Origin of the sequence: Desmospora activa DSM 45169, from assembly GCF_003046315.1 — a bacterium.
GTDB lineage: Bacteria > Bacillota > Bacilli > Thermoactinomycetales > DSM-45169 > Desmospora > Desmospora activa.
The window spans coordinates 220,228-244,415 of record NZ_PZZP01000001.1; the positions used below are offsets into that span (position 1 = coordinate 220,228).

General features: G+C 48.3%; 28 protein-coding genes and 1 pseudogene. 16 read left to right on the forward strand and 13 right to left on the reverse strand.

Going from position 1 to position 24,188, the window contains the following annotated elements:
• Positions 1 to 13: 13 nt before the first annotated feature.
• Complete coding sequence (locus C8J48_RS01055; RefSeq protein ID WP_107724546.1) at positions 14 to 1,012, reverse strand: ketoacyl-ACP synthase III; 999 nt, start codon at positions 1,010 to 1,012, stop codon at positions 14 to 16.
• Between the two features lie 110 nt (positions 1,013 to 1,122).
• Positions 1,123 to 1,233: pseudogene (locus C8J48_RS01060) on the reverse strand (ABC transporter permease); the annotation flags it as partial.
• A gap of 147 nt (positions 1,234 to 1,380) precedes the next feature.
• On the opposite strand from C8J48_RS01060, the gene rplK reads away from it, so the two are divergent.
• The 8 genes from rplK (at position 1,381) to C8J48_RS01100 (ending at position 8,240) form a co-directional block, all read left to right on the forward strand.
• The gene (gene rplK, locus C8J48_RS01065) at positions 1,381 to 1,806 is read left to right on the forward strand and encodes a 50S ribosomal protein L11 (RefSeq protein ID WP_107724547.1); all 426 of its coding nucleotides are present in this window, start codon (positions 1,381 to 1,383) and stop codon (positions 1,804 to 1,806) included.
• Between the two features lie 51 nt (positions 1,807 to 1,857).
• Entirely contained in the window at positions 1,858 to 2,613 is a 756-nt protein-coding gene (locus C8J48_RS01070) for a MerR family transcriptional regulator (protein WP_107724548.1), read from the forward strand.
• A 377-nt stretch (positions 2,614 to 2,990) separates the two neighbouring features.
• Positions 2,991 to 3,950: an MBL fold metallo-hydrolase gene (locus tag C8J48_RS01075; RefSeq protein WP_425430436.1), complete on the forward strand. Its 960-nt coding sequence runs from the start codon at positions 2,991 to 2,993 to the stop codon at positions 3,948 to 3,950.
• Between the two features lie 22 nt (positions 3,951 to 3,972).
• Complete coding sequence (locus C8J48_RS01080; RefSeq protein ID WP_107724549.1) at positions 3,973 to 4,203, forward strand: glutaredoxin family protein; 231 nt, start codon at positions 3,973 to 3,975, stop codon at positions 4,201 to 4,203.
• 647 nt (positions 4,204 to 4,850) lie between these two features.
• Positions 4,851 to 6,347, forward strand: a complete 1,497-nt coding sequence (locus C8J48_RS01085; protein WP_107724550.1) for a sodium-dependent transporter — start codon at positions 4,851 to 4,853, stop codon at positions 6,345 to 6,347.
• On the forward strand, positions 6,347 to 6,469 hold the full coding sequence (locus C8J48_RS01090) for a MetS family NSS transporter small subunit (RefSeq protein ID WP_107724551.1): 123 nt from the start codon (positions 6,347 to 6,349) through the stop codon (positions 6,467 to 6,469). Before C8J48_RS01085 ends, C8J48_RS01090 begins: the two co-directional genes overlap by 1 nt.
• Positions 6,470 to 6,615: 146 nt before the next feature.
• Positions 6,616 to 8,133 carry a sodium-dependent transporter gene (locus C8J48_RS01095; RefSeq protein WP_107724552.1) on the forward strand — a complete coding sequence of 506 codons (1,518 nt, stop codon included), beginning with the start codon at positions 6,616 to 6,618 and terminating at the stop codon, positions 8,131 to 8,133.
• Positions 8,133 to 8,240 (forward strand): MetS family NSS transporter small subunit, encoded by a 108-nt coding sequence (locus C8J48_RS01100; protein WP_107724553.1) that lies wholly within the window; start codon positions 8,133 to 8,135, stop codon positions 8,238 to 8,240. Before C8J48_RS01095 ends, C8J48_RS01100 begins: the two co-directional genes overlap by 1 nt.
• 250 nt (positions 8,241 to 8,490) lie before the next feature.
• Here C8J48_RS01100 and C8J48_RS01105 read toward each other — a convergent pair whose 3' ends face one another.
• The 3 genes from C8J48_RS01105 to C8J48_RS01115 form a co-directional block, all read right to left on the reverse strand.
• A complete protein-coding gene (locus C8J48_RS01105) occupies positions 8,491 to 9,276 on the reverse strand; it encodes a hypothetical protein (protein WP_107724554.1) in 786 nt (261 codons plus the stop codon).
• Positions 9,277 to 9,291: 15 nt separating this feature from the next.
• Positions 9,292 to 9,846, reverse strand: a complete 555-nt coding sequence (locus C8J48_RS01110; RefSeq protein WP_107724555.1) for a DUF6385 domain-containing protein — start codon at positions 9,844 to 9,846, stop codon at positions 9,292 to 9,294.
• Positions 9,847 to 10,016: 170 nt separating this feature from the next.
• Positions 10,017 to 11,039 (reverse strand): M23 family metallopeptidase, encoded by a 1,023-nt coding sequence (locus tag C8J48_RS01115; RefSeq protein WP_107724556.1) that lies wholly within the window; start codon positions 11,037 to 11,039, stop codon positions 10,017 to 10,019.
• 850 nt (positions 11,040 to 11,889) lie between these two features.
• Between C8J48_RS01115 and lipA the strand changes: the two genes are divergently transcribed.
• Complete coding sequence (lipA, locus tag C8J48_RS01120; protein WP_107724557.1) at positions 11,890 to 12,777, forward strand: lipoyl synthase; 888 nt, start codon at positions 11,890 to 11,892, stop codon at positions 12,775 to 12,777.
• 140 nt (positions 12,778 to 12,917) lie between these two features.
• Here lipA and C8J48_RS01125 read toward each other — a convergent pair whose 3' ends face one another.
• Entirely contained in the window at positions 12,918 to 13,598 is a 681-nt protein-coding gene (locus C8J48_RS01125) for a YhcN/YlaJ family sporulation lipoprotein (protein WP_107724558.1), read from the reverse strand.
• A 176-nt stretch (positions 13,599 to 13,774) separates the two neighbouring features.
• Between C8J48_RS01125 and C8J48_RS01130 the strand changes: the two genes are divergently transcribed.
• Complete coding sequence (locus C8J48_RS01130; protein ID WP_107724559.1) at positions 13,775 to 14,125, forward strand: YutD family protein; 351 nt, start codon at positions 13,775 to 13,777, stop codon at positions 14,123 to 14,125.
• A 52-nt stretch (positions 14,126 to 14,177) separates the two neighbouring features.
• On the opposite strand, the gene C8J48_RS01135 is transcribed toward C8J48_RS01130, so the two are convergent.
• The 6 genes from C8J48_RS01135 to C8J48_RS01160 all read right to left on the reverse strand — a co-directional run bounded on the left by C8J48_RS01135 (position 14,178) and on the right by C8J48_RS01160 (position 17,626).
• On the reverse strand, positions 14,178 to 14,444 hold the full coding sequence (locus C8J48_RS01135; protein ID WP_107724560.1) for a hypothetical protein: 267 nt from the start codon (positions 14,442 to 14,444) through the stop codon (positions 14,178 to 14,180).
• Positions 14,445 to 14,500: 56 nt separating this feature from the next.
• Positions 14,501 to 14,773: a DUF3055 domain-containing protein gene (locus C8J48_RS01140; RefSeq protein WP_107724561.1), complete on the reverse strand. Its 273-nt coding sequence runs from the start codon at positions 14,771 to 14,773 to the stop codon at positions 14,501 to 14,503.
• A 61-nt stretch (positions 14,774 to 14,834) separates the two neighbouring features.
• Entirely contained in the window at positions 14,835 to 15,494 is a 660-nt protein-coding gene (locus C8J48_RS01145) for a MerR family transcriptional regulator (protein ID WP_107724562.1), read from the reverse strand.
• Positions 15,495 to 15,674: 180 nt separating this feature from the next.
• Positions 15,675 to 16,754: an acyltransferase family protein gene (locus C8J48_RS01150; protein ID WP_170105046.1), complete on the reverse strand. Its 1,080-nt coding sequence runs from the start codon at positions 16,752 to 16,754 to the stop codon at positions 15,675 to 15,677.
• Between the two features lie 263 nt (positions 16,755 to 17,017).
• Positions 17,018 to 17,371, reverse strand: coding sequence for a spore coat protein (locus tag C8J48_RS01155; protein WP_107724564.1), 354 nt, complete (start codon positions 17,369 to 17,371; stop codon positions 17,018 to 17,020).
• A gap of 12 nt (positions 17,372 to 17,383) precedes the next feature.
• A complete protein-coding gene (locus C8J48_RS01160; RefSeq protein WP_170105002.1) occupies positions 17,384 to 17,626 on the reverse strand; it encodes a hypothetical protein in 243 nt (80 codons plus the stop codon).
• A 131-nt stretch (positions 17,627 to 17,757) separates the two neighbouring features.
• On the opposite strand from C8J48_RS01160, the gene C8J48_RS01165 reads away from it, so the two are divergent.
• The 3 genes from C8J48_RS01165 (at position 17,758) to C8J48_RS01175 (ending at position 20,023) form a co-directional block, all read left to right on the forward strand.
• Positions 17,758 to 18,189, forward strand: a complete 432-nt coding sequence (locus C8J48_RS01165) for a DUF86 domain-containing protein (RefSeq protein ID WP_107724565.1) — start codon at positions 17,758 to 17,760, stop codon at positions 18,187 to 18,189.
• A gap of 335 nt (positions 18,190 to 18,524) precedes the next feature.
• Positions 18,525 to 19,256 carry a class I SAM-dependent methyltransferase gene (locus tag C8J48_RS01170; RefSeq protein WP_107724566.1) on the forward strand — a complete coding sequence of 244 codons (732 nt, stop codon included), beginning with the start codon at positions 18,525 to 18,527 and terminating at the stop codon, positions 19,254 to 19,256.
• On the forward strand, positions 19,253 to 20,023 hold the full coding sequence (locus C8J48_RS01175) for a TIGR01457 family HAD-type hydrolase (RefSeq protein WP_107724567.1): 771 nt from the start codon (positions 19,253 to 19,255) through the stop codon (positions 20,021 to 20,023). Before C8J48_RS01170 ends, C8J48_RS01175 begins: the two co-directional genes overlap by 4 nt.
• Positions 20,024 to 20,301: 278 nt before the next feature.
• On the opposite strand, the gene C8J48_RS01180 is transcribed toward C8J48_RS01175, so the two are convergent.
• Positions 20,302 to 20,814: a hypothetical protein gene (locus C8J48_RS01180; RefSeq protein WP_107724568.1), complete on the reverse strand. Its 513-nt coding sequence runs from the start codon at positions 20,812 to 20,814 to the stop codon at positions 20,302 to 20,304.
• A gap of 206 nt (positions 20,815 to 21,020) precedes the next feature.
• On the opposite strand from C8J48_RS01180, the gene C8J48_RS01185 reads away from it, so the two are divergent.
• Genes C8J48_RS01185 through C8J48_RS01195 form a run of 3 tightly spaced genes read left to right on the forward strand, consistent with a single transcriptional unit; the run spans position 21,021 to position 24,109 of the window.
• Entirely contained in the window at positions 21,021 to 21,707 is a 687-nt protein-coding gene (locus C8J48_RS01185) for a response regulator transcription factor (protein WP_107724569.1), read from the forward strand.
• Positions 21,704 to 23,092 (forward strand): sensor histidine kinase, encoded by a 1,389-nt coding sequence (locus tag C8J48_RS01190; protein ID WP_107724570.1) that lies wholly within the window; start codon positions 21,704 to 21,706, stop codon positions 23,090 to 23,092. Before C8J48_RS01185 ends, C8J48_RS01190 begins: the two co-directional genes overlap by 4 nt.
• Before the next feature lie 57 nt (positions 23,093 to 23,149).
• On the forward strand, positions 23,150 to 24,109 hold the full coding sequence (locus tag C8J48_RS01195; protein ID WP_107724571.1) for an MBL fold metallo-hydrolase: 960 nt from the start codon (positions 23,150 to 23,152) through the stop codon (positions 24,107 to 24,109).
• Positions 24,110 to 24,188 lie beyond the last annotated feature (79 nt).

The window sequence follows — 24,188 nt, forward strand, 5'->3', positions numbered from 1 at the left end:
GGTGATCCTATGGTCACCGAGGGGTTTTTGTTGGGAGCCATTTTAATAATAGGCCTGCGTGTACCAGTCCACCACCAAATCCATAGAGGAGTAAGGTATCCCCTGATTGAACTTTACCTTCTCGGATGCCGCCTGCCAAAGCGAGCGGAATGGTGGCAGCAGAGGTATTGCCGTATCTCTCCATGCTCATGAGCGTTTTTTCCAATGGAAAGCCGCTTTTTTCGCATATGGTTTCAATCATGCGGGCATTGGCACTATGAGGGATAAACCAATCGACATCATCCAGGGAAAGCTCTGTCTGATCCATGAGGCTGTGCATACCTGTTGGAACCGTTGTGACAGCCCAGCGATAAACCTCACGCCCGTTTTGCACGATCTGTCCGTGATCTTTTACGGGTTGACCGTCCAGCTGATCGGATAGGTGGGTGCGGTATAGATGAATTCCCCCTTCCCCTTTGGTGGCACCAATATAGCTGGCAAGAAATCCAGGGTTCTCCTCCGTGTATTCCACCAAAGCAGCCCCTGCCCCATCACCGAAAAGGATACAGGTTGTCCGATCGCTAAAGTCGGTCGTCTTTGACAACGTTTCCGCACCGATCACCAGCACTTTCCGGTTCATCCCTGCTGTGACCAAGGCATTGGCCATATTGAGCCCATATACAAACCCGGCGCAAGTAGCGTGGAGATCAATGGCACCCGTATGTTTGATCTCAAAATGGGATTGAATCCGACTGGCGACACTGGGAAAGACATGATCAGGAGTGGAGGTGGCGACGAGGATCATATCGACATCGTCTACTTTTATGTCGTATTGCTGTATCATGTTTGTGACTGCTGTGATCGCAAGATCGGAAGTAAACTCCTGTTTCCCAGCAAATCGGCGTTCCCGGATGCCTGTGCGTTGAACGATCCACTCGTCACTGGTATCGACAATCGTTTCAAAGTAATCATTGCCGATTACTTCTTCAGGTACATGGATTCCAATCGCCGTTATCGTCGCTTTTGATTGCAATGCTGTCACTCCTTCACACTTTGCTACAATTATATCACCTGGTATTAAAGGTTGGTACTAAATTTATTTTTCGATGCTTTGGGACGGCATTCTTAGGCAGAAGCCGAGCAAATGATCCCTTCACTCACCCCTTTGGCCCGTGCCGTACGGATGTAGTCGGAACCCATCACTTCCAACATGCTGGAACGGGTCATACGGGCAATAATCGCAGTAGACAATGTTGGAGTGAAGTGAACAACACATATACTCCGATCCGGATGGTTGACCACTAAGTGTAAAAACTTGAGACAAAAACTTGCGGCTGACGTTACGTCACCCTTTATCCTAGATTTTGAGCCTGCAATTGAAAGGATAAAGGGTGAACAAACATGAAGAAAGTCGTCAAGACGTTAAAGATCGAATTGCAAGCCGGAGCAGCCAATCCGGCTACTGTGGGGAAAGATTTGGGGCCGACAGGGATCAACCTGCTCGGTTTCTGCCAACAATACAACGAAAAGACCGCCAAACAGAAGGGCTTGGTGATTCCGGCGGAAGTCACCATTTTTGAAGATCGCAGCTTTACCATACAAACGAAGACCCCTCCTACCGCATTTCTCCTGAAGCGGGCGGCGGGTGTGGATAAAGGTGCAGCCCGGCCAGGGTCCGAGGTAGTCGGCAGTGTGACCCGGAAACAGGTGGAAGAAGTGGCACGCATCAAGCTACCAGACTTAAATACCTCCGATCTGGAAGCGGCGATGCGCATGATTGAAGGAACGGCTCGTAACATGGGGATTGCGGTGCGCGAAGGTAGGTAAGTGACAGGCAGAGACCTGCGATATAATACACGGTAGAGAGGAGGAAACACCTTGGATCGGAAGCATTACCGGACCGGCGAATTTGCCTCTCGGGCAGCAGTAACGGTGCGCACGTTGCGTTGGTATGATCGGGTGGGCTTACTAAAACCCAGCCAAGTATCGGATGCGGGTCACCGGCTGTATACGGATCATGATCTGATACGGCTGGAACAGATTTTAGCGTTAAAGTTCTTGGGGCTCTCCCTGGATGAAATCAGTCAGTTTTTACAGAAAGAACCGGATAACATCCTTGACTCCCTGGCAAGACAAAAAGAGATGATGAAAGAGCAGCGTCACCACTTGGATCGCGTGATTCGGGCGATTGAATGGGTGGAAGGCTTATCCCGCTACGGCAAACCGGAATGGGAATCGCTGATCCATGTGATCCAGGTGATGCAAATGGAACCAAAAAAAGATTGGTGGAAAAAGTATTATACAGAGGAACAGGTGCAAAAGCTGGAAGAGCGGCAAAAGCATTATACCGAAGAAGATGCGATGCGGGATGCCGCCCGTTGGAATGAAGTGATCGCCGATTTAAAGCGATTGGCTGAAGAGGACAAAGACCCTGCCGATCCCCAGGTCCAGGAAGTGGCCCGACGTTGGTGGGGGTTGATCCAGGAATTTATCCAAGGGGATAAAGGAATCTTTAAGGGACTAAATAAGATGTACTGTTCAGAGGAGAGTCAGTGTAAAAAACCGTATGGGGAAAAAGGAGAACAATTGATCCAGCGCGCCTTGGAAATCTATCGCGCATCACAGGATAAGTAAGCGGCCGAATATCGGTCGCTGAGGCTGCTGACAAACTTATTGGGAAGAGGGGAGCGATATCCGGTGTAGCGCCCTTTGACCGACTACCTAGCGAAGTCTCCGCAGTCCCCAACCGCCTAGCGACCACACATGCTTTTCTTTTGGCCGCTGGTTGGGGACGGAGGAGGCGGAGCGGACAGCCCTACATCCTTGCAAGGGAAAGAGGCGCGAAGACGGAAATCGGGACCCGGGCCCACTTTGTCATCAATCTGAGCGGCCGAATATCGGCCGCTTTTTGTATGGGAAGAGGATATGTTTTTCGCGCAGTTTACATTCCGTCTGTTTCCCAAGTGCGATATGATGACAGGAGAGTCCAATGTACTGAGAGGAGGATTCATTTGCAACCAACCCGATTGTTCGATTGGGGATATGGGGTTCATATGATCGACGGTTATGATCTGGGTATACCGGGACGCACCGGGATTTATGTGCTGGAAGGGGATGCGCCTGCCTTGGTGGAAACCGGCCCAGCCCCTTCGATTCCCTATATAAAAGCAGGTTTACAGGAATTAGGCTATTCTCCGGCGGATATCCGCTATATCATCGTCACTCATATCCATCTGGATCATGCGGGAGGAGCCGGGTTGTTGCTCCAGAGCTGTCCTCAGGCGAAGGTAGTGGTCCATCCCCGGGGGAAACGCCATTTGGCCGATCCCACCCGATTGGTCCAGGGAGCGCGCATGGTGTATGGAGAACAGTTTGACCAATTATTTGATCCGATTGTTCCGATTCCAGAAGAGCGGCTTATTGTCAAAGAAGACGGCGATTCTCTTGATTTGGGCGGGGGACGACGGTTGGGGTTTATCGATTCACCGGGACATGCCGCTCACCACTTTTCATTTTTTGATCCGCTTAGCCGTGGCTGGTTTACCGGCGATACCGCCGGAGTGCGTTATCATCAAACGGAGGATCTCGGTTTTTCCTTTTATTTGCCCTCCACTTCTCCCAACCAGTTTGATCCTGATGCGATGAAGCAATCGATCAAACGGATGGCGGAACGAAAACCGGAACGTCTCTTCTTTGGCCATTTTGGCATGTCGAATGAACCGAAGGAAGTGTTTCGCCAAGTGACGGCGGAGTTGGATCATTTTGTGGCGATTGCAACGGAGGCGATGACAGCCGGCGAAGGAGCAGAGGGGATTGAACGGCGGTTGGTGGAACGCTACCGTGTTGCTTCGGAACAACGAGGGTGTGGGCTGGATCACCCGGTGTGGGAAGGGTTAAAATTGGATATGAACGTCTGTGCGATGGGGCTTGAGCACTATTTACGGAAACAGGCGGAAACGCATAATCGATAAATTTGCATAGGAGCGAAAAATGATGAAAGTGACGGTTTATTCCAAACCGCATTGCTTGGAATGCAATCTGGTTAAACGCTTTTTAAATGATCATCAAGTGGAGTATGAAGTGAAGGATTGCGGCTCCAATCCGGCATATCTGGAAGAAGTAAAAGCAATGGGCTTCTTAGGCGTTCCGGTAACCGTGATCAACGGCGAACCGATCCAAGGATTACAGCCGGAAAAGTTACTACAACATTTGCGAAGAAAATGACAGAATTGTACACTACTACCACCTCTGCTTAGAGTTGAAGGATACTTAGGTAATCATCGGCATCTTTCGATCGAGGAATTGACCAACCTCCGTAATTTTTGCGTATAATGCCCATCACCCCATCCCTTTATGGAATGGAGCGATTTAAAGCGTTTCTTTGGGGTATTACAATCAGGAAAGAAACCCTTAGGAGGAAAGAGATGTCACTACAAACAATAAACCCTATCGGTCTTGTCACTTTGGTTATCGGTATTGGGCTTATTGGTTATTTGCTGTACCGCGTTATTAGGTTTGTTAAGCCAAAAGATAATAGATAGTTGTATAGGTTCATTGATTTGTCTATAAAAACCCGCCGTGTGCGGGTTTTTATTTATAGCAGGATCGATGATCTTTCGCGACGATTCAATGCCTGTAAATAATTAGCATTATTAACCTTCTTATTTGCTATACAAAAAGAATGGACACTGGTTGGACTTTGAGTTAAAATTCGATAAAAATACCTATAAGGGTGGGAGGCAAAGGAATCATATTCATACCCTATCCGTTTTAATTTTCATTTTATTCAATCGCTTCATGTCAAGCTATATTTCATTCCTTTTTGGACAACATGAAATGGACACGGTTTTATCTAATAGGAGGCAATATCATTGAATGTTCGGGAAGAGTGGAGTACAAAAACAGGCTTTTTGTTGGCTGCGATCGGTTCGGCGATCGGGCTGGGTAATATCTGGCGATATCCCTATATCGCATATGAAAATGGCGGCGGTGCTTTTCTGTTGCCGTATTTTATCGCATTGCTGACTGCGGGGATTCCGATTCTCATCTTAGAATATTCCTTGGGCCATCGTTTTCGGGGATCCGCGCCTCATGTTTTTCGAGCGTTGTCACGCCGATGGGAATGGTTGGGTTGGTGGCAGGTCTTTATCTCCTTTGTGATCGTTAGCTTTTATATGGTCATCATCGGCTGGGCGCTTAGCTTTACCTTTTTCTCTTTTGGAACACAATGGGGAACAGATACGGAATCGTTCTTTTTTAACAATTATCTGGGGGTCACCGATGATTTTTGGCAATTTGGCGGTTTTCAGTGGAAGGTATTGCTGCCGGTAGTGCTTGTGTGGGCGGTTGTTTACTGGACGATGTTGCGCGGTGTGCGCGGTGGGATCGAACGATTGAGTAAAGTATTGATGCCGGTACTGATCTTGATGATGGTGGCGATTACACTTCGTGCGGTTACCTTGCCCGGCGCCTTGGAAGGGTTAAATGTGCTGTTGACACCGGATTTCAGCGCCCTTACCAAAGCAGAGGTGTGGCTTGCAGCGTATGGTCAGGTCTTTTTCTCGCTTAGTATTGGTTTTGGCATTATGATCACCTATTCCAGTTATTTGCCGAAGCGATCCGATTTGGCCAACAGCGGATTGATAGCCGGTCTTGCCAACAGTGGCTTTGAGTTTATGGCGGCGATTGGTGTGTTTGGCGCTCTCGGATTTTTAGCGGTTCAGCAGGGGCTTGGAGTCGACGAAGTCGTCAATGCTGGTCCGGCGCTGGCCTTTGTCGTTTTCCCGCAGATTATCAACCAATTTCCAGCCTTAAACTCTTTGTTTGGTGTTTTGTTTTTTGGTTCACTCTTGTTTGCAGGATTAACATCGGCGGTTTCCATTTTGGAACCGGTGATTGCCGGTTTTAAAGAGAAACTAAATCTGTCCCGACGAGCGGCGGTTAATGGTGTATGTGGCGCGGCTTTTCTCGCTAGTCTGTTGTTTGCGACGAAAGGTGGAATTCGCTACCTGGATACCGTTGATCACTTTATCAACTCATATGGGATTGCTTTGGCTGGCCTGGTTGAACTGATCTTGATCGCGTGGATCACGAGAAAACTGGTGGATATGCGCCAACATATCAATGCTGTCTCCGATGTTCGAGTCGGGAAATCGTGGCAGTTGGCCTTATCCCTCCTTACGCCGATTGTGTTGACAGTGATGGCGGTCTTTAATCTCTTTCAAGAATGGCAAACGCCTTATGAAGACTATCCGCTAAACGGATTGCTCCTTATGGGTTGGGGGGCAGCTATCTGGGTCATCCTGTTGGCTTTCGTCTTTCAATCGATCGGTTGGCGGCAATCGACGCAACAGAAGGAGGAACAGTGATGAATTCGGAAGCCATTATTATGCTCATCGTCGGAGGAACGGGGTTGTGGGGTGGTCTCGCCTATTTCCTTTTTCACGCTTATCGTGCTGAAAAGAAAAAAAGTAATGCTTCACAAGGATAAAAAATGTCCCCTTGTTCGTGAGGGCAGGGGGACCCCCATTACTTTTTGTCGCTTTTTAGTATTAAAGGATTAATTCAGAAAACGTCGAATATAAATTTAACGGGGATGGATTTACAAGCCATCCACCTCAAGGGGGAAAAGGATCAATGGCAACACGAGATCAATGGAGCTCACGCGCCGGCTTTATCCTGGTGGCGATGGGTTCGGCAATTGGGTTGGGCAATATTTGGCGCTATCCGTACACGGTGTATGAGAACGGCGGGGGAGCATTTCTGATTCCGTATTTTGTCGCCCTTTTGACTGCGGGGATTCCGCTGTTACTGTTGGAGTATTCACTGGGTCATCGCTTTAAGGGAGCAGCACCTCTCTCTTACCGGCGCCTGTCGAAAAAGTGGGAATGGGTTGGATGGTGGCAGGTGTTTATGGCGTTCTTTATCGTTACCTACTATACCATTATCATTGGCTGGGCTTTAAGCTACACCTACTTCTCTGTCGGTACACAATGGGGAGACGATACCAACGCCTTCTTTTTTGGCAACTATCTCAATACTTCGGATTCTTTCTGGGATTTCGGAGGACTGCAGTGGAAAGTGCTGCTTCCGGTTATACTTGTTTGGATTTTTGTCTACTTTGTCATGCGTCAGCAAGCCCACAAAGGAATTGAGCGTCTTAACCGTTTTTTATTACCGGCGCTGATTGTGATGTTGATTATGATCACCATTCGTGGGGTGACGCTGGAAGGTGCGACTGAGGGGTTAAATGTCCTGTTGACGCCTGACTTTTCCGCTTTGACCAATCCGAGTGTCTGGGTGGCCGCATATGGGCAGGTGTTTTTCTCTCTTAGTGTCGGTTTTGCTACCATGATCACCTATGCCAGCTATCTGGATAAGAAAACGGATCTTTCCAACAGCGGCTTTATCGCTGCGTTGTCCAATTCCGGCTTTGAGTTCTTGGCGGCTTTGGGCATTTTCGGCGCTTTGGGGTATTTGGCACATGTGTCGGGAAGCAATGTCAATGAAGTAGTGGCAAGCGGAATCGGTCTCGCTTTTGTCGTCTTTCCGCAAATTATTAATACATTCCCTGGCCTTAACGACTTCTTCGGTTTACTGTTTTTCGGCAGCCTTACATTTGCCGGTCTCACTTCTGCGGTATCACTGCTGGAGCCAGGGGTAGCCGCTCTGCGCGATAAATTTAATCTCACCCGAACTGCGGCGGTTAATTGGGTTTGTGGCGGTGCTGCTCTTGTCAGTCTTTTGTATACCACGGGTGGCGGCATTATGTATTTGGATGTGGTGGACAATTTCATCAACCAATACGGATTATTGTTTGGTGCGCTTGCCATGATCACTGCCGTAGCCTGGGTCAACAATCAACTGGATAATATGCAAGGTCATATCAACCAAATATCCGATGTTTATATCGGGGCATGGTGGAAAATTTCCGTCAAATATATCACTCCGATTATGCTGTTGTTTATGTTGACACAAAACCTTGCGGATAACTTTATGTTGAACTATGAAGGTTATCCGATGATGGGGAACTTATCCATGGGATGGGGAGTATTTTTCCTCAGTCTGCTTATGGGGATCATCGTTTCTCGAATGCAATGGAAAGCAAATACGGAGATGTTGGATCTCTTCTACCATTTGAAGGAGGGAGCCTGATGGGAGTCAGTGCTTGGGTGATGTTGATCATCGGAGCCGTTGGATTATGGGGTGGTCTTGCCTACTTTTTGTGGGTGGCTTTTCGTAAAAGAGGGAATACAGAGTAGTGGAAGCCCCTTTACGGGGCTTTTTCTTTTGTGGAATATTGAACGTATTATCCCAATACCTTAGGAGGGGTCACAATGCAATTGGCTAAAAGGGTGGAATGTGGGATGGATGAGAAAATGGATCGACAAGATTATCAAAATTGTTGGGGAGCGGCTTTGACGGTGCCGACGTTTGAGACGGTGTTGAGGGTGCCCGCAGTGACGGTAGCCCCGAGAAGGCTGGAGACGGTGCCGACGTTTGAGACGGAGTTTAATGTACCGGCTGTAATCGTTGCCCCAAGAACACTAGAGACCGTCCCCACATTGATGACGGAGGTGAGAGTCCCCGCAGTGATGGTAGCCCCGAGGACGTTGGAGATGGTGCCGACGTTTGAGACGGTGTTGAGGGTGCCCGCAGTGACGGTAGCTCGAGAATGCTGGAGACCGTCCCCACATTGATGACGGAGGTGAGAGTCCCCGCAGTAATGGTGGCCCCGAGGACATTGGAGATGGTGCCGATATTGGTGACTGTGCCCACATCGACGGTCCCGGCGGTGATCGTGGCGCCAAGGATGCTGGTAACGGTGCCGACATTAACCACATCGGAGAGAGTCCCCGCGGTAATGGTGGCGCCCAACACATCGGAGACAGTACCCACGTCTGTGACAGAGTCCAAAGTGCCTGCGGTAATGGTAGCCCCCAACACATCGGAGATGGTGCCCACATTGGTGACGGAATCCAATGTGCCTGCGGTAATAGTGGCGCCGAGGACATTGGAGATGGTGCCGATATTGTTAATCGTGCCCACACTGACAGTTCCGGCGGTGATCGTGACCCCAAGTATGCTTTCGATAGTGCCAACCGTAAGAACACTGTCCAACGTCCCAGCAGTAATTGTCGTTCCTAAAATGCTAGAAAGTGTACCGTCAATGGTGATGTTGTTGATCCGACCGGCGGCGTCTGTCAAAATGGCTTGTGGCGTTCCTCCTGGATCGCGGCCGTAAATCAGGGTTCGTAAGTTATCCGGATCAGATTGAAAAACGGCATGATTGGGCATGGAGCTCCTCCTCTCCTAATGAATTTTTCTTCCATTGGTTTGAGTTTGGAAATAAACATCAACTGTCGTTGGGTGGCCTTCCGCTGTTGGAGAAAGAACTAAGCGGGTAAAACGGAGAAAACGGTTAGGAACGAGAGCTTTGGTTTTACCGGCAGGTATGACGTCATCGCCATCCCTTGCGAAATGGGAATTATCGGGACTGATCTGTACAACTGCTTTTACGGGGTAATCCCCTTTGTTAACGATGGCATAGGAATACACTAACTGGTGAGAGGTGTCTTGCGAAGGGAGAGCTATACTGGAACTGACATGGATATTTTCTATTTTTTCCTCAGAAAAAAGGACATCGCTCCGAAAGTTGTTTGGGATTCGGAATGATCGCCTTTTTTTCCAGCAAGACGGTCGTTTTAGCTTGGAACACTTAACCATCGGCCGTCCCTTTGGATCGGTTTTGATGGGCACTGTCCGTTTTCCGTTTTTTCCATAAATCAATACATGGTTCATTTTTTTATTGGAATGTTTTTTTGGATGTCGTTTTCTTTTTGTTCTGCATCTTGAAAAGGCCCCCATAATCTTTCCTCCCTTCGTAAGATCGCTTTTCTATTTTATGTTGGCTGTCCAATACGAGGGATACCCAAATTAAAAGTGAGGTATATGTCTGAAGTAAGGGGTTAGACGTCTATTTTTCTATTCAAAAAACCTACACCCCCCAAGGGGAAAGAATGTAGGTTTCTGTCTGCCTATTTCTTCGTTTTTTTCGCTTTTCGTTCTTCCCGCAGCTTTTTATACGCCGCCCGTTCCCAAGCCTTCAGATACGGATATGGATCGTAGGAGAAGGTGGTGCGGCCGTTAAACTTATAGAGCCCATAGTGAAGATGAGGTGGGAATTTGCCCGAGGTGCCTGGAGGTCCGTAACCGGAGGAGCCGACATAACCGATGATCTGTCCCGGTTGCACGATGGATCCCTTCTTTAATTGCTTATTAAACCGGCTCAGATGGGCGTAATAATGATAATTGTTCCGTGTATCGCGAATGCCGATACGCCAGCCGCCAAAGCGGTTCCATCCCTTTAGTTCCACATAGCCATAACAGGTAGACAACAGCGGAGTTCCGTAATCGGCAAAGATATCGCTCCCCTCATGAATGCGCAAACCACCCCAACCGCGGCGAGCACCCCAGGTGTTATGGTAGGTGTAATTGTAGCGCAGCGGGATCGGAAAAGCGTGTCGATCCAAGTCCGTCGTTCCAAAATGACGGTAAATATCCGCAAGGTGAGAAACGATGTCTACCGTGACAGGATGGTGGTAATAGTGCCAGATCCCATTGCGCAGATCATCTCGGGACAAACCATATACACGTAGAAACTGGGTAACAGTAAACAGTACATCGATGGGGTCATCCGGGTCTGCAATGCCGTCTCGGTTTCCATCCCGGCCGATTCCCCCAAAAAAGCGGATCGACTCCGGTACGGTATCATATGGATCGGGATTGGTGTAGCCGCTCCACTGTTCCGGCGGAACGCGAATGGCAATCGGCCCTTTTTTTTCAGTTAAATCGCGGCGAACCCGTTGGATGTTGCGCTCATATTGATCCATGGCGGCCAACACATACCAAGGAACACCCGTTAACGTTTCAACTTTGTCCAGCAGGTATCGGCGTTCTTCCTTTTCGTTGGGGTCGGCATTTACCGGAGTAGGGAACCCTTGCAACAAACAGGTGCACACCAACAAGACAGCCAGACAAATTCGATTTCTATTATCCATAAAAAGTAACCACCGTTTTCCATGCTGTTTCCATCTAGTGTGGGTGTAATTTTGCTACTTCATGTTTGTAATGATTGGTAAAAATTGTTTTGGATCGATACATCGAAAGGTTGTGGGACGTTTATCTCCACCCAATTGTGATCCGATTCAGCAATAAATTTCGACTGTATTTTCGCACAATCCTCACAATTACTTGTGGATAACTGTTTTAAAGGAGTGTGTGCTTATCAATATTAAGTCACAAAAAGAGGATTTGGCTCGATTGATGTCGTATTAAGGAAAAAGAGGGGCAACTCGGGGAAGGGCCTGGGCGGGGCGCGATCCTTCTTTGTCCAACCGGGACAAGGAAGAGGTGATGTCAATGGCGGAAACCATCTTGCTACTTGCGCTGATCGTGCAGGTTGTTTATGTGGTATATGTCATTACGTCACAAAAAAAGTGACCCCTCCGGCCTGACAACCTAGGGTCACTTCTTGTGTGATTTTAGGATCGCGTTCCCGTATGGGTGCGACTCCGTTTTGTTCCTCACACTTATTATAGTATGTACGGCTGCCAAAAATCAAACCCGTATACGTCGATATTTACGGCAACAATAAGATTCCAACTAATGCTATGGGATGAATGGTATGATCGTTTTGTTTTAACCTCGCCTTTCTTACTTAATATGGAAGGTGTTTTTATTATGCACTTTAACATAGGCTTTGACTAATTGATACAACCGATGGCGTATCGATAAATGGTTTGTGGTAAACTGGACATGAGCAGTTGGATATGGTTTGCTTTTAACATTACTTAATCAATGGTTCCCGTACATGGGAATTTCATTTTTTTGTGGAGGAGGAGAGAAGCGTTGGCTACACCGATTCAACGAAAACCGGAATGGCTAAAAACAAAACTGACGGTAAACGAAAACTTTCGCGAAATTAAGCGAATGATGCGGGGTAAAACGCTACATACCGTCTGCGAAGAGGCAAAGTGCCCCAATATCCACGAGTGTTGGGCGGTGCACCGAACAGCTACATTTATGATCTTGGGAGATATCTGCACCCGGGCTTGCCGTTTTTGTGCGGTGAAAACAGGACTGCCGACCGAGCTGGATTGGCAGGAGCCGGAACGGGTAGCGGAAGCAGTGGAACAGATGGGGCTTAAACATACGGTGATTACATCGGTGGCTCGCGATGATTTAAAAGACGGTGGAGCGGCCATTTTTGCTGCTACTATTCGTGCTGTGCGTGAGCGTAACCCTCTTACCAGTGTGGAGGTGTTGATCCCTGATTTTCAGGGAGATCGTGATGCCCTGCAAACGGTGATGGATGCTCGTCCTGATGTGTTAAACCACAACATGGAAACGGTGCGACGACGTTCGGACCGTGTTCGTTCCAAAGCCAAATACGATCGCTCTCTGGAGTTGTTAAAACGGGCAAAAGAGATGCAACCGGATATTCCCACCAAATCCAGCATCATGATCGGAGTGGGAGAGGAGTGGAACGAGATCCTAGAGACAATGGACGATCTTCGTTCCGTCGACTGCAACATTATGACGATCGGGCAATATCTACAACCGACGAAAAAACATCTCAAGCTGGAGAAGTATTATACGCCCCAGGAATTCCGCCAGTTGAAAGAAGAGGGGATGAACCGAGGTTTTGATCATGTGGAATCGGGTCCCTTGGTACGCAGTTCGTATCATGCCCATGAACAAGTACAATCGGCGAAAAAGTCGATTGCAGCAAATTGATCGCTGACGGGGTTGATTAAATCACTGCAGCCGATATTTCCATCCTTGGAGATATCGGCTTTTTTTTAAGGCGTTGCTTATGAAAGGGGTGTCTTGATAAGCTAAAAGAAATAAGCCCTGCATTAACAGGGCTTTGTCATTTAATGGGACAGATCTCCGGCAGACGGAGTGAAACGCTTATGGCTCATCGGTTTGCCTTTTTGCGAATAAAACTCACCTTCTCGACCTCGTTTTAAGTCGAGAGGGGTGCGATCCATCCGTTCGATTAAACGCTCCATCTCTTGCTGATTAAATTTCACACGCTCACGAGTGGATCCCGTTTGTGATCCAATGCGGATGATTTGCTCGCGAGCCTCTGGATCTCCGGTGACATTGATTTTAAAATAACGGGGAGTGAGGCTGAGGGCGGTTCGTTTTGCTTCATATAATGTATTTTCATCTGGTTTTTCCTCTTTTCCCTTTACCCCGATTAATACCTGATCATCGGTTACCAACACGGCAGTTTCATCCACCTTGGGAAGTTTATTGGTCAAAAAGGCAATTTGTCGAGCCAAAACAGTCCGATCAATATAAACATCAGGACCGGGAACCGCACCGCCATCGGTGGCATTGTAAAGTTCATTTCCGGACTGACGGCTGTAACCGATCATATTAAACCGTTTTCCTTGAGGGCGCCTACCGTCGCTGACAAAGTCCAACGCTTCATTGTTGCCGTCTTTGTTAAGGGATTCGTCATATCCGTCATCGGGGCGTGCCGAAGGTGTACAGGATGTAACCAGCCATAACAAAGCAAACAAGAGAAAGGCCGCTCTTTTTCTCATGCATCAATCACCTCCTAACATTAGAATGTCCTCTTTATAATCGGTTACCCGGCCATACGAACGGATGGGAAAAGAAGGATATTCAAAATCAATCGCGAAAACAGGTAAACATGATGGTTTACCTAAAGATGTGGTAACATAAAAACAATCCCGGAACAGGCCGAGGTTGATGAATGATGGAGCGATTAGAAATAGAGGGAACGTCGTATGAATTGGTTAAAAACCATAAAAACGGCTGGAACCCGGAAGCTTTTCAGAAGCGATACAGTGAAGTCTTGGATAAATACGAGTTCATTGTGGGAGATTGGGGATACGGTCAGCTGCGGTTAAAGGGGTTTTTTACCGATAAGCATCCCCGTGCCACACGGGAAACCAAAATCGGTCACTTTGAGGAATACCTGCACGAGTTTTGCAACTTCGGATGTGCCTATTTTGTCCTGCGTCGACTGAAACCACTGCCCATATCACAGAAACGGGGACGTAATCGGGGACGCCAGCGGCATAAAAACTCCACCCATATTCGTTAAGAGGCAGAAAAAACCGGTCACAGGTAGTGGCCGGTTTTTTTGCATTGCGGACCTATAGCTCTTCATTGCGGTCCGGGTCATCGTGAGTGGGATGGCTACCGGGTTGTTGGCGAGGGATTCCTTCGTGCAGCCGTCTCATTTCATACGTAAATTGAGGCGCGGCGTGTTGGGATGCGCGCCAAGGGGATTCCTTTCCCAAGACGTTCTCATTGGTAGATGCGCCGTAAGGGCCTTCGGGAAACTCTTCCGGAAAAAGATCGTTATGTTGCGATTCAACCGTGCTGACGTCATGGTATGGGGTATTTTTGCGACGGGTCATAAAAACCACCTCCGATCTTAGGTTGGATCGACAGGTGGTTTTTATGTGTGGGAACATCATAGTAAGGAGTAAAGAAAATCCTTCAGCTCTGCCGCTTCCTCTTCGCTGATTGCATAAACATGCTCCAGATAACCCGGTTCTTCCAAATCGTCTGAACCAATCAAAGCGTAGCGATTGGATTGGATGTTAAAAACTAACAGCTTACCGTAAAATCGTTGCGTGGTGGTAATTCCTAAATCAAAGCGACTATTGTCGCCAACAAAACTGACAAACCGGGTGCGCGTCTCTTCTACATCATCGTACAAAAATATTGTTTCTTCGCTGGACATATCCCTAACCCCTTTTGATGCCGTGCTTCCATCATTATACACGATCGCAAGGGTGGATTCGTTAGAAGATTCCCAGAAAGCGGGCTTTTTTCTGTCGTCGCGGTGTAATCTGTTGTTCAGTAGTGGCGGAAGCGAGTCGATGAGAAAAGGTTGCGTTGCGTAATTCAATTTTGAGCTGGTCGTGTTTTTTTCCGATTTCATCGATCATGTGTTGAACGGTTGATGCTGGGACCATGCTCTGTTTTTGTGTAGCTTGGGCGGCAGTGATACTTTTATCCATTTCTTCCATAACATCAAAAATCGTAAATACATGATCTTCCAATTGGTCTAGCCGGGTAAAGACGGTTTCCATCATTTCTCCGATTTCATCCAAGCTTCCCACAATGCGATGAACGGGTATATCTTGATTAAAGGGCAGGGCAGGGGAAACCGCCTCCTCTTTTTCCGGTAGAGGGGATTCCTCGGAGATTCTTTCTACCTCCCATTCCCCTTCTTTCATGAGATCTTGTCGGATTTGACGCATTGATTTGTTTTCCTGTAAACGTTGTTGAATAATTTCTAGGCGATGAAAACTTTCCTCCGTCAACAAGTAATGTCCTCGATCGTTTACATCGGGAGAGATGTATTCTTCAAAAACGTCGATCCATTTACGAATCGTGCGGGCGTGAACATGGAGGCGTTCGGAGGCCTCCCGTGTGGTTATGTACGCTTGTTCAGCCATGGCGGAATCCTCCCCGAAAAACAGGTTTTATACCCATTTTTCGGGAAAATCAGTTGGAATCCTTCCTTGCCGACAAAGGATGTCACTCTGTGACAAACAAAGTGCTTAGTTGACATCGTTACTTTTCGATCCTCAAGGAATCCGCAAAAAATCCGGCCCATCGGGCCGGTGGTGTTACTGCTAGGAAGAGACGACGTTTTTAGGTTTGTTCAAGTGGCGAGGATCCCGTTTTTCGCGAAAGATCCAGTGTACCTTGGGTTGAACGAGAGGATGAGTGACCGCCATCACCCACTTGGATGAGAGAAAGACGGCAAGCAAGACGGATGTGACTGTTACCGAGGTATATAGAGCAATCCCAGAGATGTGATCGTACCAGTCCAGTCCACTGTAGGCGCGGATGAAGAAACCGTGCAACAGATATACATAGATGGAGCGAGCGCCCCATTCGCTGAAAAACGTCTTTCCGCGGGGGACAACGACCAAGAACAGCGCGGATACGACCAAGGCGAGAATAATCAACCCCACCCGAATCAACCCTGCATACCATTCGGAGTGGCCCACATCTTCGTAAGGGAAGACAAAGTACAACCAGCGACGCCAGCTAGTGTCTATGGGAGCAAGAAAGTCCATCCAGTACATCAAGGGAATAACGGCAGCCAATCCGATCCAGGCAACCCACCGTTTGACACGTTGAAATAACTGGTCAAAATGATGCCGTTGTAGGTAATACCCGAGCAGAAAGAAGGGGAAGAATGCGACGGTACGTGACAGGCTGAGATAGCGATCAGCGTCGTCGACATAACCGATTAAAATGGCTAAAACAAAAGCGGTGGCCAAGGGATATTTTAGATTGACGAAATAGGGTAAAATGAGTCGCCATAAAAATAGGCTGAACAGGAACCACATTAACCAATAAGGCTCCAAAATGGAGATGTCGATCTGGTCCGTTCGATAAATCAAGTGATCATAAACCGAGTACAAAATTTCAAAGATGAAATAGGGGATAAGAATCGTGGCGATCACTTTTTTATTTTGGCCGTCTTTGTGGAAGCTTTTTGCGAAATAGCCTGCGAGTAGGATGAATAGAGGCATATGAAAGGTGTAAATTGCCAGATACAACGTTTTCATCAGTGAACTATCACCGATGAGAGGACGATAGGCATGCCCGATCACCACCAAGGTGATCAAAAGAAATTTGACATTGTCAAAGAAATAATCCCGTTCCTTATTTTTACTTATATCTGGCTTTGGATTGCTCATAATCTTTTTTGCGGAACCCCCTAACTGATTGTGGCATTCCATGCCGATAGCGGATGTCTCTATTCTACAAGCATCAAGCCATATGCAGTAACGAGTTTTTTTAAGTGATAGCAAAGTCGGGTTTATGGTAACATACCCATGGAAACACGTCCACTAAACCAATGATGGTATAACCGGCAACAGAAAAAGGGGGACCGGCGTCATGCCGCTCCCTGGAAACGGGCGAATAGGGTCGAAAATTTTTATGGTTTTTTAAGTGTCGATTACGAGTAAGGGAATTGGGTGTGATAGTTGTTAAACTGCTGAAAAGCCTGATTCACTTTCTGCACATCGGCGGGATCGGTTTTATACCATCCTTTAGCCGACATTGCGTTGTATAAATCACGTTGCGCTCGGTGCAGGTTTGTTAAGATGCTCATCTGTGTTTGATACAATGGATCGGTGCTGGCTTCATTTACGGCGATATTGTAAGCGGTAGTCATATACTTTTCCATCGCGAGCACATCATTGATACGATCGCGATCGTTCATCTCTGGCCCTTTCACCTGAGGTAGGCCGGTGGAGTGCTGCGGAGTGGCTTGCTGTTGGTTTTGTGCTTGATTGTTTTGCTGCTGCATCATCGATCCTCCTTATTGGCTCATCGGCTTAGGGTTGGTTGGTCCCTGTGCAGGGGTAGGCATGACGCCACCGGTATTCAGATGGTTCAACAATTGCTGATAATGTTGCTGATGCATCCGTCCCATTTGGTCAATCAACTGTTTTACCTGTTGATCCTGGCATTCCTGAGCATAATGGTGACATTTCTTAAACGCTAACAGCTCCCAGGAAAGCTCATCCTTTAAATAGTTGAGATCTTTTGTGCTGAGTTGCATGGATATCCTCCTTTTTTTGTAAGGTGGCTTCTCTGTCATTGTTTGGTTTTTCGCGTTAAATCATGCATGGACGATGATCGTTGGACTTGGGTTATAATGAAATAAGAGTATCGATAGAAACGGGGAAAGGGATGTTACTGTTGTACGAAGTAGATACAGCCAGAATTCAAGCACAATTAGCATATTTGGAGCGCTGTTGCCAGGTGATGGATCAGGTGCAGGACTTGCCGAATGAGACCGCCTTTTTCGCCGCCTCCCGCGCGGTACATATTGCGATGGAATGTGTGATTGATGTGGGAAGTGTAATGATCGATGGGTTTATTATGCGAGATCCCGGTGGATATGAGGATATTATTGATATTATGGAGGATGAGCGGGTAATTCCGGCGGCAGGTGCGCGGCAATTAAAGGAATGGGTGTCGCTGCGCGATCGTTGCCTTCGCCACTATACCGAAGTATCACCGGATGAGCTGAGGGCGGTGATGGCGGAAAAGGAGCTTTTTCGATCTTTTATCCGTTGGGTACAACAGTATTTAGAGCGGGAATTGGGACGCAACCATTGATCACACTTCGGTGCCCCATAAGGTAACGTTAATGGTATTGAGGGAGGGGTGGATTTCCTTCTGTTCGACTCTAGTCAGGCTAAGCGAGACCTGGGAACGAAGTGACCAAGGCGAGACTAGTGCTTTGGAGTGCTAAGCGAGACCTGGGAACGAAGTGACCAAGGCGAGACTAGTGCTTTTAGAGTGCATAGAGTGAAGGCGCAAATCCACGCCCGACCGCCCTACAATGATTGCAAAAACAAACTTTGCTAATTGGGCCACTAGGGAGCGACACGGTGCGGTGTCGTTTTTTGATATGCTGCTACATAGTGAGGAACAACATGGGGGGAATTGGGATGCCTTGGTATGAGGAAAGCTTTGGGGAAGATTATTTACTGGTGTATAAGCACCGTAGCCGACGGAGGGCCGACCGGGAGATTGAGGCGGTTGTGCGCTGGCTGCAATTGAAACAGGGGACTTCGTTGCTTGACTTATGCTGTGGCACTGGTCGTCATTCCATTCCGCTTCACCGGCATGGATTCTGTGTGACGGGAGTAGATCTCTCGCCGGTATTATTGCAGGTGGCGGAGGAAGAAGCAGAGGGATTGGATATCTCTTTTCACCAGGGAGATATGCGGGATCTTCCATTTCAGGATAATCAGTTCGATGGTCTGGTCAATCTGTTTACCTCCTTCGGGTATTTTGCGGATGATCGGGAAAATGAGAGAGTATTGCGCGAAATCGCCCGTGTGGTAAAGCCGGGAGGCCGCTTTGTGATTGACTATCTCAATCATGCGGTTGTAAAAGAGGGGCTGGTTCCCCAGAGTGAGCGTATGGAAGAGGAAGTAGTGATCCGAGAAAAGCGTTGGACTGAAGAAGGCTTTGTCAAAAAAGAGATTGAGGTGGAAGATAACGAAGGGAAGCGGCGTTATCTGGAACGGGTGAAACTTTACACCCGCGAACAGATGGAGACGATGATGACTGCGGCCGGGTTGGTGATAGAGAAGGTAAAAGGGGATTTCGATTCAAGCGATTACGCGGAAGCGACTAGTCCCCGCATGATTTTTACGGGGAGTGTAAAAGGATGAATCAGCGCTACCGTGGATATTTAATCGACCTAGACGGAACCTTGTTTCGGGGACGGGAAGTGATCGAGGGAGGGCTTTCCTTGATTATGGGCTTGGAAAAACGGGGGATTCCGTATCTCTATCTCACCAACAACGCTTCCCGCAGGCCGGAGCAGGTGGCGGAAAGGCTGCAAGCATTTGGCTATCCCGCCCAACCGGAACAGGTGGTTACCTCGGCTCAGGCAACGGCCCATTGGATGAGGGAGAGATTCCACCGTCCCGCCGTCTACGCCATTGGGGAAGAAGGGTTACAAGAAGCTTTGCGAGAAGCGGGATGCACTTTCAGTGAACAGCAGCCCGATGCGGTTGTGATGGGGATTGACCGCTCTTATTCTTACGAGAAGATGAAGACGGCCTGTTTGGCGATTCGCGCCGGTGCCCGTTTTATCGGAACCAATGGCGATCTGGCCCTGCCGACGGATGAGGGGCTTTTGCCTGGAAATGGCTCCTTGATCGCAGGGGTGGCTGCAGCTACCGGCACACAACCGGTTTTGATTGGGAAGCCGGAACGGCCCATCATGGATTTTGCTTTGGAACGGCTGGGTACCGCTCCGGAGGAGACCTTGGTTGTCGGAGATAATTTGATGACTGATATCCAGGCCGGTGTCAACGCCGGCATTGATACTTTGCTGGTATTTAGCGGGGTGACCACGCCTGCAGAATACCGACAGGCAACCATTCAAGCCACCCATACCTGCGATGATCTGCGGGAGTGGGAGTATCTCTAGGGCCTCATCCGGTATCTTTGACTACTATTTAGGGAGAGATGGATTTCTGTATGAGTGACTCTGCCCTGCATGTAGCGAAAGGCGGATATCCTTTCCGGCCTATGAGCAAGAACAACTTTTACTGATGGGGTACCAGGCACATCAGAGAACCTTCATACAAGATTAGGTACCATCACTTTTTCTAAAGGTTCCTGTATGCCTGGAATCAAGGGGATATCAGGTTAAATCGAAGGATGATGACTCGACCGATATTGATTTGCTGCAAAAACCACCAGGACTTACGGGGTGGTTTTTGTTGTGTGTCCATGGCGATACATTCGCAAAAACGCCAGGAAAGCCATCACTGAAGTTGCTGCTACCCCTAGAACCCGAAACTTATGAGCGCGCTGAAACTCCAACGCCGTTTGCTGTAGAAAGGAAACGGGATGAACGGCAGCACCTTCGATAAACATGATCGTGTTGCGGGGCCAGAGATAAGCCATCGACAGAAGAAGGTTACATACAAATAGGATGAGTATACTTCCCAAAATCAAGTATCGTATAGACTTGATACGCCAATTGAAGAGTAAGGAACCCACACCTAAAACCAGCGAAAGTAACCCGAGCGGCGGAAAAAAATCATGGGGCCCGTTCACTGTCATAAAATCCATTCCAACCTCAAAGGAACGGGGGATGTCATGGAAAATATTCGGATAGATGATCCATGTCTCAAAAATTATGGCACCCAATAAAATAACCAAGACCCAAAAATGAAGCAAACCGAACGCGAATCCAATGGATCGCTTTTTCATATGTGATTCCTCCTTACATTTCTTCTGTTTGATTTCCAATCATCGGATCTGTGTGTATCTTAGTGAAAAAATGTTGCAATCGTTTGACGACGGCTTACGGGTTTGATGAAATTTCCAAAAATCACATGAAAACGGGTTGAGATATGAGAAACTAAAGAAGATGGGGGTAGTGCGAGCGGATCGTTTGGGAAAGGAAGTGAATAAGCGTGGCACAACGAATATTATTGGTGGATGATGAAGAAAAAGTGCTGGAATTTATGGAGCCATTTTTACGTCAAGAAGGATTTCAAATTATAACGGCTAAAACCGGAAAAGACGCCTTACGAAAAGCGAAAGAACAACAACCTTCCCTCGTTGTGTTGGATTGGATGCTGCCGGAAATGAGCGGAATCGAGGTATGCCGAGAGCTGCGCAAAATCAGCCAGATGGGCATTATTATGGTGACGGCTCGGACGGAAGAAACGGATAAGATTATCGGACTGGAAGTGGGCGCAGATGACTATATCACAAAGCCGTTTTCCTTACGGGAACTGGCTGCCCGCATTCGTTCCGTGTTGCGCCGAATGGAGGGGCGAGAGCTCAAAGATCGTCCACTGCAGCGAGGTGCATTAACGATATCGGAGTCGCAATATCGTGTATGGAAAGGGGAGAAAGAGGTCCTCTTGACTCCGACGGAGTTTAAGCTGTTGGTCACGTTAGCGTTGCGGCCGGGTATCGTCTATAGCCGGCTTCAGCTGTTACAGTCGGCGTTGGAAGATGATTACCTCAATGATGAACGGACAGTGGATGCCCATATCAGCCGTCTTCGCAAAAAAATCGAAGAGAATCCGTCGTCTCCCGTCTACATCCAAACCGTCTATGGCTTTGGATACCGCTTTGGTGACCGCTTATGAGCGTCAGAAGAAAACTGTTTCTCGCGATGGCTTTCTTGATACTCGCGATGGGCGTGTTCTTCACTCTTGTGACCCAGTTTGTCATTAAGGCCTCCCTTGAACACATGGATTTGGCAGATCGAAGGAAAGAGATTGAGCAGTTGTCCAATCGGTTTATCGACTACTATCAAAAAAACGACGATTCATGGGAGGGCGTGCAACAGCTTCGCATCGGGAGTGAAGCTGAAAATCTCCATCGCGATGTCCAGTTTTTATTGCTCTCTCCTGATCAAAAGTTGTTGTACGAGTCAGAGGACACCGATTATACCATTGTGAAGCGATTAGGCATTCCAGACGAGGTAAAGATAGACGGAGAAACCATTGCCACCCTGTATTATCTCGATTCGGAAGTCGCCAATATTTCCAAGTTGCAGATCGGGATCAGCAGCTCTGTTACCTTCCTGTTGCTTACCAGTGCCATCGTCTTTGTCGCGGTTTCTCTTCTGGTCGCCTATTGGTTGTCTAAACGACTGACAGCGCCCTTGCAGGAGATTGTGCCGGTAATCGATCGTCTGGGACAAGGAGAATTGGGGGTTCAGGCTCCTGTACGAACCAAGGATGAGTACGGTACGATTGCAAACGGCTTTAACCATATGTCCAAACAGCTGCAACGGGCGGAAGAAGTCCGCCGCAATCTGGTTGCAGATGTTGCACACGAACTGCGGACACCGTTAACCATAATTCGAGGGAAGCTGGATCTCCTTCAGCAAAGCGGCCGTTCTGTCAATCCGGAAAGCTTGCTGCCACTGCAAGATGAACTGATCCGTTTAACCCGTCTCGTCGACGATCTTCATCAATTATCACTGGCGGAGGCAAACAGACTGCCGCTTGAACGGAAACCGACAGATCTTCTTATCCTGTTGCGTCGAATTCTCGATCGGATCGCCTCTGACGCGGAAGAGGCAGGGGTGAAGATTGCGCTGGTGAGTCGTGTTGATGCAGCGGTGGTGTTTGTCGACCCGAATCGTATGACACAAGTGTTCCTCAACTTGCTTGTCAACGCTCTTCGCTATACTCCTGCAGGAGGGAGTGTGACGGTCACCGTAGAGGAGGAGCCAGAGGAGAATCAAGGGAACGATTTTCTGCGGGTTGTGATTGCTGATACTGGAATCGGCATTGCACCCGATCAGCTTCCTTTTCTATTCGATCGTTTTTATCGAACCGATGAAGCACGGACGCGAAATAGCGGCGGGACAGGGTTGGGTTTGGCAATTGCAAAGGAACTTGTGGTGGCCCATAATGGAACCATTGAAGTGGAGAGTCAGCCTGGTCAGGGCACGACTTTCATCATTCGATTGCCTGATGGAAAGAAAGCATCATCATCGGGTACAAGCTCGTCGGTTTAAAGAAAAGTTGTGCAACTTTACAATTTTAATCGATCGTTTGAGTCGAGGAGGGTTCCCATGAATCGATGGGATGATGTATTGGAAGTGCGTTTGCCCTTGCCGTTTCCGCTACAGGTGGTAAAAGCGTATCTAATCAGGGGTTGCACGGGATGGACGATTGTGGATACCGGCTTACACAGTTCAGAGGGGATACAGACATGGGAAGCGATACGGAAACAGGAGGGCTTTCAGTGGGAGGATGTGGAACAAATTGTGCTCACCCATTATCATCCGGATCATTACGGTTTATCCGGGTGGTTACAGCTGCAAACCGGTGCACCGGTGCGCATCTCACGCACTGATTTTGACCAAGCGCAGCTATTCTGGGGTGATGGGAGTCGTCAGCCGGAGGCGATGGCCGCTTTTTACCGGGAGCATGGATTAGAGCAGGAATGGGCTGATCAGATTCCCGCTCATCTGCGCCGGTTTAACCGCTGGATCACACCCCATCCGCAGCCGGTATGGCTGGAAGCGGGCGAGACGATTCGCTTGGGAGATCGTACATACGAAATCTTGCATACTCCAGGGCATGCGGACGGTCATCTCAGCTTTTATGACTCAGAGCGCGGTTGGCTACTCGGGGGCGACTTCCTGTTGCCTAGAATTACGCCTAATATCAGCCTGTGGCCGGGTTGTGATCCCAATCCACTCCACACATACCTCTCTACCCTCAATCGCATGAAATCCCTTCCGGTTAAACGGGTGTTTCCCGCCCATGGCGAAATGTTTGAACATTACCGCGAACGGATTGAACAGCTGGAACAACATCATCAAAAACGCCTTCGTTCCATGCGCCAGTGGGTGGAACAGGAGGAGCTTACAGCGACGGAAGTTTGCTTTCGCGAATTCGGTCAAAATTTATCGATTCACAATCTGCGCTTCGCCTTGGCGGAAACGTTGGCCCATTTGGAGTATCTACGTCAGCAGGGAGAGAGCGATCGCCAAAAACGAGAGGGCCATTGGCGCTATTCTGCTTAAAACAACGACATAGCGGCATCTTAAAAATATAGGATCGTAGAAGGAAACATTCAGAAGGGACAGCGTTTTTTCGTTTCCC

Excerpts from the sequence above, each read along its gene's own strand:
- rplK (WP_107724547.1), top strand. The coding sequence starts at position 1,381 with ATGAAGAAAGTCGTCAAGACGTTAAAGATCGAATTGCAAGCCGGAGCA.
- C8J48_RS01080 (WP_107724549.1), top strand. The coding sequence starts at position 3,973 with ATGAAAGTGACGGTTTATTCCAAACCGCATTGCTTGGAATGCAATCTG.
- C8J48_RS01090 (WP_107724551.1), top strand. The coding sequence starts at position 6,347 with ATGAATTCGGAAGCCATTATTATGCTCATCGTCGGAGGAACGGGGTTG.
- C8J48_RS01095 (WP_107724552.1), top strand. The coding sequence starts at position 6,616 with ATGGCAACACGAGATCAATGGAGCTCACGCGCCGGCTTTATCCTGGTG.
- C8J48_RS01100 (WP_107724553.1), top strand. The coding sequence starts at position 8,133 with ATGGGAGTCAGTGCTTGGGTGATGTTGATCATCGGAGCCGTTGGATTA.
- C8J48_RS01105 (WP_107724554.1), bottom strand. The coding sequence starts at position 9,276 with ATGCCCAATCATGCCGTTTTTCAATCTGATCCGGATAACTTACGAACC.
- C8J48_RS01110 (WP_107724555.1), bottom strand. The coding sequence starts at position 9,846 with ATGGGGGCCTTTTCAAGATGCAGAACAAAAAGAAAACGACATCCAAAA.
- C8J48_RS01115 (WP_107724556.1), bottom strand. The coding sequence starts at position 11,039 with ATGGATAATAGAAATCGAATTTGTCTGGCTGTCTTGTTGGTGTGCACC.
- C8J48_RS01125 (WP_107724558.1), bottom strand. The coding sequence starts at position 13,598 with ATGAGAAAAAGAGCGGCCTTTCTCTTGTTTGCTTTGTTATGGCTGGTT.
- C8J48_RS01130 (WP_107724559.1), top strand. The coding sequence starts at position 13,775 with ATGGAGCGATTAGAAATAGAGGGAACGTCGTATGAATTGGTTAAAAAC.
- C8J48_RS01135 (WP_107724560.1), bottom strand. The coding sequence starts at position 14,444 with ATGACCCGTCGCAAAAATACCCCATACCATGACGTCAGCACGGTTGAA.
- C8J48_RS01140 (WP_107724561.1), bottom strand. The coding sequence starts at position 14,773 with ATGTCCAGCGAAGAAACAATATTTTTGTACGATGATGTAGAAGAGACG.
- C8J48_RS01145 (WP_107724562.1), bottom strand. The coding sequence starts at position 15,494 with ATGGCTGAACAAGCGTACATAACCACACGGGAGGCCTCCGAACGCCTC.
- C8J48_RS01150 (WP_170105046.1), bottom strand. The coding sequence starts at position 16,754 with ATGAGCAATCCAAAGCCAGATATAAGTAAAAATAAGGAACGGGATTAT.
- C8J48_RS01155 (WP_107724564.1), bottom strand. The coding sequence starts at position 17,371 with ATGCAGCAGCAAAACAATCAAGCACAAAACCAACAGCAAGCCACTCCG.
- C8J48_RS01160 (WP_170105002.1), bottom strand. The coding sequence starts at position 17,626 with ATGCAACTCAGCACAAAAGATCTCAACTATTTAAAGGATGAGCTTTCC.
- C8J48_RS01165 (WP_107724565.1), top strand. The coding sequence starts at position 17,758 with ATGTTACTGTTGTACGAAGTAGATACAGCCAGAATTCAAGCACAATTA.
- C8J48_RS01170 (WP_107724566.1), top strand. The coding sequence starts at position 18,525 with ATGCCTTGGTATGAGGAAAGCTTTGGGGAAGATTATTTACTGGTGTAT.
- C8J48_RS01175 (WP_107724567.1), top strand. The coding sequence starts at position 19,253 with ATGAATCAGCGCTACCGTGGATATTTAATCGACCTAGACGGAACCTTG.
- C8J48_RS01180 (WP_107724568.1), bottom strand. The coding sequence starts at position 20,814 with ATGAAAAAGCGATCCATTGGATTCGCGTTCGGTTTGCTTCATTTTTGG.
- C8J48_RS01190 (WP_107724570.1), top strand. The coding sequence starts at position 21,704 with ATGAGCGTCAGAAGAAAACTGTTTCTCGCGATGGCTTTCTTGATACTC.
- C8J48_RS01195 (WP_107724571.1), top strand. The coding sequence starts at position 23,150 with ATGAATCGATGGGATGATGTATTGGAAGTGCGTTTGCCCTTGCCGTTT.